The organism is Microcoleus sp. K1-B1 (genome assembly GCF_036704705.1).
In the GTDB taxonomy this organism is placed as follows: domain Bacteria; phylum Cyanobacteriota; class Cyanobacteriia; order Cyanobacteriales; family Microcoleaceae; genus Microcoleus.
The window spans coordinates 1-13,123 of sequence record NZ_JAUBSH010000006.1 but is presented as its reverse complement, the minus strand read 5'-3'; the positions used below and the strand labels follow the sequence as shown (position 1 = coordinate 13,123).

Annotated in this window: 5 protein-coding genes and 1 pseudogene; 2 read left to right on the top strand and 4 right to left on the bottom strand. The window is 43.4% G+C overall.

The genetic code is table 11. The features are described 5' to 3' along the window. Positions 1 to 10 precede the first annotated feature (10 nt). Positions 11 to 4,606 carry an nSTAND1 domain-containing NTPase gene (locus QUA83_RS03355; RefSeq protein ID WP_333291501.1) on the top strand — a complete coding sequence of 1,532 codons (4,596 nt, stop codon included), beginning with the start codon at positions 11 to 13 and terminating at the stop codon, positions 4,604 to 4,606. Between the two features lie 167 nt (positions 4,607 to 4,773). Beyond that, complete coding sequence (locus tag QUA83_RS03350; protein ID WP_333291499.1) at positions 4,774 to 9,708, top strand: nSTAND1 domain-containing NTPase; 4,935 nt, start codon at positions 4,774 to 4,776, stop codon at positions 9,706 to 9,708. A gap of 31 nt (positions 9,709 to 9,739) precedes the next feature. Here QUA83_RS03350 and QUA83_RS03345 read toward each other — a convergent pair whose 3' ends face one another. The 4 genes and pseudogenes from QUA83_RS03345 to QUA83_RS03330 form a co-directional block, all read right to left on the bottom strand. Continuing rightward, positions 9,740 to 9,943 carry a LysM domain-containing protein gene (locus tag QUA83_RS03345; protein ID WP_333291497.1) on the bottom strand — a complete coding sequence of 68 codons (204 nt, stop codon included), beginning with the start codon at positions 9,941 to 9,943 and terminating at the stop codon, positions 9,740 to 9,742. Between the two features lie 65 nt (positions 9,944 to 10,008). Next, positions 10,009 to 10,956: a glycosyl hydrolase family 18 protein gene (locus tag QUA83_RS03340; protein WP_333291495.1), complete on the bottom strand. Its 948-nt coding sequence runs from the start codon at positions 10,954 to 10,956 to the stop codon at positions 10,009 to 10,011. Positions 10,957 to 11,229: 273 nt separating this feature from the next. Then, positions 11,230 to 11,673 (bottom strand): annotated as a pseudogene (locus QUA83_RS03335) (IS1 family transposase); the annotation flags it as partial. 60 nt (positions 11,674 to 11,733) lie between these two features. Continuing rightward, entirely contained in the window at positions 11,734 to 12,813 is a 1,080-nt protein-coding gene (locus QUA83_RS03330; RefSeq protein WP_333291494.1) for a competence protein CoiA family protein, read from the bottom strand. Positions 12,814 to 13,123 lie beyond the last annotated feature (310 nt).

Here is a 13,123-nt window from a genome sequence, read left to right as displayed (position 1 = left end):
GGGGGTAACTATGTCTGAATTTTTGCAACGCTTGGCTGTTGTTATTGGCATTAACCAATACGAAAATGGTATTGCTACGCTACGAAATGCTGTGAATGATGCCGAAAAAATTGATTGGCTCTTGAAAGAACAGCATGGCTACCAAACTTGGTTACTCTTAGATGGGGATGCGACTCAAGCTAAACTAAATGAACTACTAACTGAGACTTTGCCTAAATACGTAAAATCGGATGGATGTCTGCTATTTTATTTTGCGGGACATGGAATCGCATTAGAAGGAGATGATGGCCCACAAGGTTATCTAATTCCTCAAGATGCAATTAATGGTAATAGTAGTAGTTACTTGCCAATGTCGCAAGTTCATGACGCGCTTACAACTTTATCCTGCCGTCATTTTCTCGCGATTTTAGATTGCTGTTTTGCGGGTGCGTTTCGCTGGTCGAGTACGAGAGATTTTGATACGGTCCCCGAGGAAATTTATCTTGAACATTACTACCGTTTTATCAAAGAACCAGCTTGGCAGGTCATTACCTCTGCTAGCTACGACCAAACTTCACTAGACAAACTTTCTTTAAGAGATTGTAGAGGCGAAAAAGGTAATAACTCTCCCTTTACGGCGGCTTTGATTGATGCTTTAAAAGGTGAGGCAGATACCAGCCCCCCTGCTAAAGATGGTAAGCCTCAAGGAGATGGTGTCATTACTGCTACTGAACTTTATTCGTATTTGCGCGATTGCATTGAACCCCCAACCAATAAAATTGGAAAACGTCAGACTCCCGGTTTGTGGCACCTGAGAAATCATGACCGAGGTGAGTATATCTTTTTAACGCCGGGGCATGATTTAAACTTACGTAATGCACCCCCGTTGGATAAATCGAAAAATCCTTACCGAGGGTTAGAGCCGTTTGATGAAGACCAGCAGCATTGGTTTTTTGGTAGAACAGCACTTGTAAATAAGCTATATGAATTTGTGAATAATAAAGCCCTTACTGTTGTATTGGGTGCTTCAGGTGCAGGAAAGTCTAGTCTAGTAAGAGCAGGTTTAATTCCTGAATTGAGGAAAAATCAACCAGCTTGGACTATTTTAGACCCAATACGTCCAGGTGAATCACCATTTCGGAACTTGAATAATGCGCTCAAAAAAGCCAACTTTTCAGAAGTCGAAGTTCCCAATACTGCTTTGGCGCAGTCGATTAAGAACCTGAATAACAGTATTAAAGTTTGGGCAAGTAGCAATCCCGGCTCCAAGGTATTGCTGTTTATTGACCAGAGTGAAGAACTGATTACTCTCTGCAAAAATGACATAGAACGCCAGGAGTTTTTGAGCCAATTAGCTCATGCTATTAGTACCCATTCCCATCAATTAAGAGTAGTAATCACCGTTCGCTCTGATTTTGAACCTCAATTACGAGATTTTATCGTCAAATTACTTCCAAATACTCTACATTTGGATAACACCGCTATCAATGATAGTTGGCAAACAGGGCGATTTACAGTGCCTGTAATGACGCGAAGCCAGTTGCGGGAAGCGATTGAAAAACCTGCAGAAGCACGGGTAATGTATTTTGACTCGCATCAGCTAGTAGAGGACTTGATTACTGAAGTGGCGGATATGCCTGGGGCATTACCATTATTATCTTTTGCTTTGAGTGAGCTTTATCTAGAATATTTAAAGCGACAGAAAGAAGCGAAAGATAAAGGAATTACAATTGACCGCGCTATAACTCAAGAAGATTATAAAAAAATCGGGGGAGTCACTCAATCCCTGACTCAACGAGCTGACCAGGAATATCAGAAGTTGGTAGATGAAAACCCAGCTTACGAGCAAATTGTACGCAATGTGATGTTGCGAATGGTGGCTCTTGGTGGCGGTGAATTGGCACGGAGGCGAGTGCCAATGTCGGAACTGAATTATCCAGAAGCGATTCAAGCGCAAGTAGAAGAGGCAATTCAGTGCTTTAGTAAAGTTCGCCTACTCATTCCTGGAAAAGATGGGGAAGATAACCCCTATGTAGAACCTGCCCATGATGCTTTGGTCAGAGGGTGGTCTAAAATTAGAAACTGGTTAGGAGAGAGACAGGAAAAGACCGAGAAAATAAGCCAATTTAATAAAATCAAAAGCTTGTTGAATGAAAGAATAGCCAATATCAGGTCTTCCCGGCGATTGAAGAGAAATAATAGTATAGCTAAGCAACAGGAATCTGAAAAGCCATTAAAAGTTAATCTTCCTTTGCAACGGCAACTGACTACCGCCGCGAACAATTGGTTGAGCAAACAAGAAAAGGAAGGAAATCAAAAAGCTAGTGGTTTTCTCTGGTATGATGACCCACGACTGCCACAGTTAGAACAAATTCAGCAATCTAGCGACAATTGGTTTAACCAAATGGAAGCTGCGTTTATCCAGCGTAGTCTGCAAAGAAGACGCAACAATCGCCTTCGCACGACTGGCATTGTTACAACATTTCTTATTGGTGTGCAGGTATTTGCTTTTACTCGGGCGCAAGAGGCATATAGTAGAAGCTTAGCTACATCTTCAGAAGCATTCTTTGCCTTAAACCAAAGATTGGAGGCGTTAGTAGAAGGTATAAAAGCAGGAAAAAACATCAAATGGGTCATTGGGCCAGATGCCGATACTACCAACCAGATTATGACTGCACTGCATCAGGTTATTTATGATGTGACAGAGCGCAATCGATGGCAGGGACGAGGCAAGGTGGTCAATAGCATCAACTTCAGTCCCAATGGCAAGATGCTGGCTTCAGGAAGTGATGATGGCACCATTCAACTTTGGAATCTAGAGGGGAAAGAACTCCGGACACTTCCAGGGCATAGTCGGGAGGTTCAGAGCGTAAGCTTTAGCCCTGACGGTACTATGCTGGCCTCGTCAAGTAGCGACGGCACGGTAAAACTCTGGAATTTGGATGGCAAGGAACTTAGGACGCTTAAGACGCAGAGCAACAATTGGGCCTTCAGCGTTAGCTTCAGTCCTGATGGTAAAATGCTGGCTTCAGCGAACAGTGATGGCACGGTAAAACTCTGGAATCTGGCTGGCAAGGAATTGAGGGTGCTCAAATACACTGCTGCGATCAATAGCGTCGCCTTCAGCCCTGATGGTAAAGTGCTGGCTTCAGCGAACAGTGATGGCACGGTAAAACTCTGGAATCTTGATGGCAAGGAACTCAGAATGCTTAAGGCAAATACACATAATGATTGGAGGAGTCCAGTTAACAGCGTCAGCTTCAGCCCCGACGGTACAATACTGGCTTCGGCAGGTAATGATGGCGCGATAAAACTCTGGAGCTTGGACGGCAAGGAAATCAAAACGCTCAAAGGCCGTAGTAAAACCATCTGGAGAATCAGCTTTAGTCCTGATGGTAAAATGCTCGCTTCGGCGAACTTTGACGACACCATTACACTCTGGAGCCTAGACGGAAAAGAACTCAAAACGCTCAAGGGGCAAAATCGGGAGGAGTTTCGGAGCGTTAGCTTTAGTCCAGACGGCAAAATGCTGGCTTCAGGGAGTAATTACCCTAGCGTTACAATCTGGAGCCTGGAAGGTAATCAACCTAGAATGATCGAGGGAGATAGTACCAGCATTTGCTTCAGCCCTGATGGCAAGATACTAGCTTCGGCAAGTAATAATGGCACGATTAAACTCTTGACTATAGGGGACGGACAGGAGATCAGACTGTTCAAATATGATAATCATCCGGTTTGGAGTATTAGCTTTAGCCGTGACGGCAAGATGCTGGTTGCGGGCTATGTTGAAGGTACAATCAAACTCTGGAGAATAGAGGATGGCAAGGAACTGAAAAGCTTTAAGGGAGATAGCTATACGCTTAATAGCATTAGCTTCAGTCCTGACAGCAAAATACTAGCTTCACCCGCTCTTCACAATAGCATTAAACTTTGGAGTTTGGAGGGAAAGGTACTCAGAACACTTAAAGGGCATAGCAGGGAAGTATTGGGGGTCAGCTTTAGCCCAAACGGCAAAATATTGGCTTCGGCTAGTCGTGATGGCACGATTAAACTCTGGGGAATTAAGGACGGCAAGAAACTCGAAACACTCGCAGGGCATAACGATGCGGTCGTTATGGTCAGATTCAGCCCCGATGGCAAAATGCTGGCTTCGGCAAGTTATGACGATACATTAAAACTTTGGAGAATAGAGGATGGCAAGGAACTTAAAACATTCCGAGGGCATAGAACCGATGTTTCTAGCCTAAGCTTCAGCCCTGACGGCAAAATGGTGACTTCAGGGGATGTTCGTGGCACGATAAAACTTTGGAACTTAGATGGCAAGGAACTCAGTACACTCCAAGGATATAGCAATCAGGTTGCTAGCCTAAACTTTAGCCCCGATGGCAAGATGTTGACTGCGGCAGGTGGTAACAAAATTTTGCTCTGGAATCTAGATTTAGATGATTTATTGGAACTCGGTTGCAATTGGGTGCGTGATTACTATTTAAAGAACCCTAACCTTAATGAGAGCGATCGCCACCTCTGCGACAACATTCCTCCTATTAGCCCATCTCAGCAAACCACTGGAGTTTCGACGGATACACCAAGTTCATCTGTTCTTCCCCATACTCAAACCGTTCCTTAGAATTCCCCCAATTAGGCAAAGTTCGACAACAACCTCTATTGATTTATCAATGTTTGAGCGTTTACAGAAGCATTAACCCATTTCCTTTTGAGGCAAAGTTGCGCTAAGCGTATCTTTCGGGTCGCTTGCTCTTTACATCCCGCCAACATAAATATCAGGGAGTAACCATGTCAGATTTTTCTCGCCGTCTTGCTATTGTCATTGGCATTAACGAATATCAGGAATCAAAAGGTATTCCCGTATTGCGAAATGCTGTCCAAGATGCGGAAAGAATTGCTGGCATTTTAAAGCAAAAGCCTCACGAATATGAAGTAAAGCTGTTTTTGGATCGGGACGCTAATAAAGAAAAACTCAAAAATCTGCTGAAATTACTTTTCCAAGAGGTTACATCCGATGATTGTCTGCTATTCTACTTTGCAGGTCACGGAGTAGCTCTAGAAGGAAAAGATGGGCCGCAAGGATTCCTAATTCCCCAAGATGCCCAGAAAGATAATATTAGCAGTTATCTGCCAATGATAGATGTACACGACTGGCTTAGCAATTTAAAATGCCGTCATTTTTTAGGAATTTTAGACTGCTGTTTTGCTGGGGCTTTTCGCTGGTCGATTAACAGAGACTTTTCAACTGTTCCAGAAGAGATTTACCAAGAACATTACGAACGTTTTATTCAAGACCCAGCTTGGCAGGTAATTACCTCTGCTAGCTATGACGAAACTGCCCAAGATGCTTTTTCACTCAGCTCAAAGGGTAGACAAACTAGCGAACATTCTCCTTTTGCCACTGCCTTAATAGAAGCCCTAGAAGAAGGGAAAGCAGATCTTTACCCTCCGGCCAATAATGGCCAACTACCTGGAGATGGGGTGATAACTGCTCACGATCTCTACAGCTATATGTTGCAACGCTTGATCGAACTAGAAACTGACGGACATAGCCAACGGCAAACCCCAGGCTTGTGGCCTCTCAAAAAGCACGATCGAGGTGAGTATATCTTCCTCAATCCCAAGCATCCACTCAACTTACCCCCAGCACCACCTCTCGATAAATCCCAAAATCCTTATCGAGGGTTAGAGTCGTTTGATGAAAAGCACAGCGCTTTGTTTTTCGGGAGAAAAGCGCTCATAGAAAAGCTGCACGAAATTGTTGCCAAACAACCACTAACTGTAGTGTTAGGTGTTTCTGGATCTGGCAAGTCAAGTCTCGTAAAAGCTGGATTAATTCCTAGTATACGAAACTCAGGAGAAATAGAAACTAAAAAACAGAATCAGCCAGAAAAGAATGAGGAGGGAAAGAAAAGCGCAGAAAATTGGTTCATTCTACCTCCCATCCGTCCGAGTAAATCTCCCTTAATTCCTCTCGCAGAAGTTAGCTTATTCATTGCTAATGGCGCAACCAAAGATGAGCTAGCCAAAATTGATCCTCTCAGTAAAACACTACAGGAAGAACCAAGGCAACTTCCGAACATCATTGCAGCTTGGGAAAACAGCAATCCTAAAGTGAGAGTTTTTCTTGTCAAGGATTACTTGAAGGAATTGGTTGAGCTTTGTCAGAAACACTCAGAGGTAAAAGAGAAAGAATTTTGCGAGCAGTTAGAGCAAGAAGACGAATCATATCGCCAGAAAGTTCTCCAACTTAGTGAGACGCTACGAAAAGACCCACAGGAGTATGTCAAAAATGTTAATAACTGGATTGAGGGGAATCCAAAGACTAAACTTCTGTTGGTAATTGACCAGAGCGAAGAATTATTTACTTTATGTCAGGAAGAGCGAGAGCGAGAGACTTTTTTAAACCTTTTAACACAGCTCACTGCCTCCCATCCAAAGCAGTTACGTTTGGTGCTGACACTACGTTCAGATTTTGAACCTCAATTTAAAAATTTTCTTGACTCCACCCTCAAATCAGATCGGAATCAAACCGAATTAATAGTGTCACCTATGAATCGCCCGCAATTGCGGGAAGTTATCGAGAAACCTGCATTAGCAAAGGCAATTTATTTTAAATCGAAGGATTCTGAAAACCCTTTGGTAGATAAGCTGATTGGTGAAGTAGAAAATGTACCTGGTGCATTGCCTCTACTATCTTTCACGCTGAGTGAGCTTTATTTCAAGTATTTAAAAAGACAAGAGAAAGCTCACAAACAAAATGATAAAATTGACCGCTCCATTACTGAGCAAGATTACGAAGAGTTAGGAGGAGTGAGACGCTCACTTATAGAAAGAGCGAACCAGGAATATAATAATTTAGTTCTGGATTTTGTTGGAAATGATAAAAAAATGATGGAAATAACTATCCGTAATGTCATGATGCGGATGGTAGCAGTTAGTGGTGGTGAAGTAGCTCGTAGAAGAATATTAAGAGACGAACTTGACTATCCCGAAACTGCCAATAAGTTGGTCAACAAGATTATTGATTGTTTTGTAAAAGCACGGTTATTAGTAGAAGGAAAAGATTCAGAAGGGAAATATGTAGAACCTGCTCATGATGAGTTAGTCCGGGGATGGAGTAAGATAAAGTTTTGGTTAGAAGAGAGACAAGAAAATACAGATAGAATAACCAGAGTTAATAAAGCGAAAATAAGGTTAGGGAAAAATTTAGATAATGTTATATTATATTTTGGATTGAAGGAAAAAGATAGTAGGTTTAAGCCACAGGAATCTGAAAGACCATTAAAAGTTGATCTTCCTTTGCAACGGCAACTGACTACCGCCGCGAACAATTGGAGCAAAAAAGAAAGGGAAAGGGATAAAAAGGCTGTAGGGTTTCTCTGGTATGACGACCCACGACTGCCACAGTTAGAACAAATTAAGAGATCCGACGACAACTGGTTTAACCAGATAGAGGACGTGTTTGTGGAGTGCAGTATTAAAAAAAAATACCAGAATATTATTTTAGTTTGGAGTTTTGGATTGGGCTTTATAGTTGTGTTACTTGGAGGTTTGTTTTTCTCTTTAAGGGGTCAAAGACAGGCACAAATAGATCAAACCCGTACTTTGAGACAAGCAGCAGAAACCAACTTGCGCTCGAATTTAGGGTTTGATGCACTGCTGAGTAGTTTACAGTCAGTAAAGTCCCTAAAGCAGCCACTGTTGCAGATAATTAAGCCAGATAATCTCTTACAAAACCAAGTGAGAGAAACGCTGCACAAGGCACTTTATCAGGCGAAAGAGTTTAATCGTCTGCAAGGGCATGATGGCAGTATCCCTAGTGTCAGTTTTAGTCCAGATGGCAAGTATTTTGCTAGCGGCGGAGATGATGGCAAAGTCATCTTGTGGAATTTGCACGGTCATAAATTGAGAGAGTTTTATAATGAACACCAGGGACGGGCGCATCAGGGTATAGTTAGGAGCATCAGTTTTAGCCCGAATGGACAACAAGTGGCTACCGCAGGCGATGACGGCAAAGCCAGGTTATGGGACTTGCAGGGTCGGCAGCTTGCAGAATTCTCAGGACATAATGGCAGTGTTTATAATGTTAGTTTCAGTCCTAATGGAAAGCTATTAGCTACAGGCGGATATGACGACACTATCCGGTTGTGGAACTTGCAGGGTCAGCAGATCAAAGAATTCTCAGGGCATCAAAAAGGAGTCTGGAGAGTCAGCTTTAGTCCAAATGGTCAGCTATTGGCTACAGGAGGAGATAACGGCATAGTCCGGTTGTGGAACTTGCAGGGTCAGCAGGTTGCAGAATTACGCGGACATCGAAACTCCATCTGCGGGCGTCAAAACTCCATATGGGGTATCAGTTTTAGCCCAGATGGTCAGAGGTTAGCTACAGCAGGATATGACTGTACAGTCAGTGTGTGGAACTTGCAAACTCATCACCAGATAGACGATTTAAAACATGAAAGTCCGGTCTGGAGCATCAGTTTTAGCCCAGATGGACAGCAACTCGCTACTGGAGACGATCAAGGTACTATCCGCTTGTGGAACTTGCAAAGCCGTCAGCCAAAAACGGAACTCAAAGGTCATCAAGGCGCGGTCTGGAGCATTGCTTTTAATCCGAATCGCCAAGGACAGGCTACTCCAAGAGTTGACCTGGTGACTACAGGAAACGATGGTACTATCCGCTTATGGAACTTGCAGCATAAGTATGTTGCTGAATTCAAAGAGCATCAAGAGACGGTTAAAAGCATTGGTTTTACTCCTGATGAACAGCACTTGGCCACCGGAGACGAAAAAGGTTTTGTCCGTTTGTGGAACTTGCAAGATAGACGGTTGGCAGCAAAATTTGGAGGGAAGTGTGATGCCATCAATAGCCTTAGTTTTAGCCCCACTAGCCAAGAGTTAGCTACCGGAGACGAAAAAGGTTTCGTTTGCTTGTGGAACTTGCAGAATAGACAATTAGTAGCTAAATTTAAAGGCTACTTTTTTCCAATCACCACTCTTAGTTTCAGCCCTAATGGACAGCAATTGGCTGTTGCAGGGAAAGAAGACTTCACCACTCACTTGCGGAACTTACAAGGTCAGCTTTTGGCAACATTTTCCCACGATCAGCAGGGTGTTAACGGCATCAGCTTTAGTAGGAATAGAGAGCAACTGGCTACTGTTGGTAACGACTTGACCGCCAGTTTGTGGAGCTTACCCAATTCTACGGCATTGACAAAAATTCCCCACTCTTATTTTCAGCCGTTAGTGAAATTTCCACATCAAAGCTTTGTTCGCAGTGTAAGCTTTAGTCCAGATGGTCAGTTACTCGCTACTGGGGACGATGCAGGATTTTTATATTTGTGGAACTTGCGGAACAAGAAACTAGAAGATAAATTCAAAGCTCATCCCATCAGTGTGCTTCAAGACCTCAGTTTTAGTCCAGATGGGCAGCAGCTAGCTACTGCTGGAGGGGATGGCTATGTCCGCTTATGGAACTTACAGCGTCAGCAACTAGCAGAATTTAAAGTAGATTCAGGTGTCGATTCAGGTAAACTTCTAAAAGTTCGTTTTAGCCCAAATGGCCGTCAATTGGTAACCTTGGTAAAAGACGGAACTACCAAGTTGTGGTCTGTTGAATCATATGATGAACTAATCGCACGAGGTTGCACTTGGGTGCGGAGCTATCTAGAAAGCCAGCCGCAGGTTGAAACAAACAATAAATACCCATGTAACGGCTAGGCATTTACTCCAGATATGTCTCCACGAGCTATTACAGTCGGGTACTATTGCCACTATTCCGCTTCCTTGGGTCGGGTGAATCGGGAATATGAATCGTTTGACCTATTGGAAGGTTATTGGGGTCTACCCCTGGATTGGCTGCCTGAATATTAGGCCACAAAGCACCATCTCCGTTATAATACTGTTGAGCAATTTTCTTAAAGTTATCGCCTGGTTGAATTTTGTGTGTTGCCATCTCTGCTGCCTCCTGAGAGAATATTTCTTATGAGTTTTTCCCAGTTTATAGACGTTGCTGAAAGATTAATTAGGTATGCTAAATAGTGGGTGTTGACAATTACCAAATCCAAAAGATTTACAGATTGTTTGTGCAATCATTTCAGCATTCGGATTGTCTTCTGATGGTTTATGTGGCTGACTTTGCAGACTCCATATCATTATTCCCGCAGCATCATTCTCAACAACTGCCTGTGCCAGAGCTCGCACTTTTGCTAAAGTATAGACGTGACCGCCCCAATCTTCGGGTGGAACTTTCACTCCAATAACCACTTTGCCTTTGAAATAGTTTTGGTAAGCTGCCAAGGCTTCTTGAGGATTGTAGGTTGAACCTCCATTAAAAGACATAATGTGAAGTTGATCAATCATTTCACTTTCGGGCGATCGCAGTAAATTCAGCATCAATCCTGTTGTCACACCTTTGGGTTGGGCATCGACCCATTGCCCTTCACCGTAAGCACCAATACTCCAAGCTGCAAGCGTAACTAAATAGGGTCTGGGTAGAACTTGGCGAATTTGGTTGACAATGTTGCGAAACTCTGCATCTGTTGTACAGGAAATACGACCATCTACTAATGAACACTCAGCCTGATCGGGCTCGTAGTCAATATCAACACCATCAAATCCAAAATCTTTAACAATATCGGCAATTGCTGTGGGATTCAGTTGAGCAAAATTTTTGTAACTCGCTCCCCCAACTGATACCAGAACTTTGGTGTTGGGATTGCGTTGCTTCAACAAAGCGATTGCGTCTTTGAATATTGTTCCATCCTTTTCTTCATTATTATTTGCCCAGAATTCTAGCCCTGTACCATCAATGTTGCAATTACCACGGTAATTGCAATCTGGCTTTATAAAAGACACAATTACTGTGTTCACATAGGGCGCTAGATTTGCTAGGCTGAGTTGTCCAGGATTACTAGCGTACATCTCCGACCAACTCTCGAAGTAACCAACTAAAGTTTTCTCACTCATAAGCACCCTGTGAAGATCATTTTAGAGTTATACCAATATTAAATCCCACATTCGGCATCCGCAAGTGTCAAACATCAAGAAAAAGTCGATCGCCAGGAGCCAAGCAAGCTTTAATCCTTGCCTAGCAACGGTTTCACTCGATGAGAAACTTTTTTAAGTAGAAGACATCTTGTAATATAAGAACTTCCGCAGTATGGACAAAAGCGAAACTTCAAAGAAACCACAGGTTGCTCGCAACTCGGACACAGAGAGCGCTTTCGCTGTACCGCAAGCAAAACAACATTTCGCTCGTCCATTTTGAATGTCTCCCCACGCTCGGTCGCCCAACACAAAGCCGAGAATCCCTACCCTGAAATGGTCTACCGTTGTTGGCAGCCAGATGCAAGTTTTTTTTGAGCCGACAAAGCTTTCCAATTCGTCAAGTTCACCGACCTGCGGTGTGGTCTAGATGAGCGTAACCATCGGGCAGATTTTGCCCCACCTGTTTTACCCAGTACATCACAGTGGTATAGTGTACATCCTTCACCCGTTGGATACCCACCCCATGCCATTGACATACATTTTGAGGCACTCACGCCTGAGAGCCTCGCTAGCCTAAAGGCTGGTTCATAACGGTCTATGAATTGGCGACCACAAGCCACACAAATGTGATGAGTGTTTACCGCGTCGTTGCCCATTTTTACGGATGTACGTCGAGTTGCATTCAGGGCATTGCATGAAATTTGACCTCAATTAATCCCTTTCTTATCCAAGCCGAAAATTGATGCTATTGCTCCTTCAATCGCAAAAACTGCCTATTGTTGAATAGCACCAGTGAGGTCGTGAATTCAGATTAAGGGGAAAATTTAAACTTATTTGCAGCTCATGTTCGATAGTAGGAATATAACCGTACCAAGCTTCGGACATAGCCTCAAAATAGAAATGGTCGCCCCAAATGGCATCGCATTTTTTGCATCCAAACGGCATATAAGAACGCCTGACTGTTTTACTGTACCGTTTCTTGATCTCTCCCATGCAAATTGTTTGACCTGCCTCTGTTTTTAAATAGTTTTTGACTGCTTGGATCAGTTCAGGCTTAAACAGCCAAAAGTCGCTGTCGAAAGCCCCAAAAGCTCCCTCATCTAGTTTTATTCCGCATTCTGAATAATACCCAGCATTTGGGATGTAATAAAGGTAGTGCTGTTGTTGACATCTCCAACAAACCACAGCAAAAAAAACTACCTTAACTTGCTGAATTTGACGGACTCGGTAATGAGAAGCAAATTTAAAATGCCTTGACAGCAGAGCTGCCATAAATTCAGAAAGCGTCAGGGTTCTGGTAGAGGCATCAACCATTAGAGTATCCTTTGATTCCAGCCACAACTTAAACATAGGTAAGTTTTGGCAACTAAAATCAGGAGATGTAGGAAGTTTGCTCCACAGCCAGCAGCAGCGGATGCCATCCCGCTGATATTTGGCTTGCCTTGCAGCAGTTTCTTCTAAAGTTTGCGGACTCCACTGCACCTCAAAAGCTAGCTTGATTAACTTTCCCCGGTCTGTTTTGGTGGCTAAAACATCAGCTCTCCAATCTGAGCCTGAAACTTCCGTTTTTGCGTCGTAGCCAAATTGCTGACAGACTCGAACAATTTCAGTCTTGGCTAATAGGTGCTGCCACGTTTCCGGTGCCCAATTACAAATCCTGTCTTTGCCGTGAACAAAATGCTTGGTGCCGAGTTTAGACGTGCGTAAGTACCCAGTTGAGTCACAACAGCACAGTCTAACTTTTGGGCGCTGAGCTTTTAAATTGAGCCATTCTTCATCGGGCATCAGAGGGGCTAATAGCTCTCGACCTTCAAACAATGCTCTCAATGGCATCATTTCACCTCAACCGCAGCGCTTGTATTATTAACCAAACATATCAATAAACTGGACTGCGATCGCCCTTTCCTTCCCCTCGCTCTCGCTCAACCGCCGCATTAAGAAATACCCGCCTACCGGTGCAGCAATGCAGTAAGTATGTAAGACTTTGGAGCATCGGGTCGAGTATACACCAAGCATGAAGATAGAACGGCACGGGCAGGCAAAGATACTCACGCAAGAGGAAATCGAACGGGAGCATCTCAATTATGCAATAAGTAGAAATACTTATAAAAGTAATATGCAAGAATTATGTAAAATGTAAAAACAC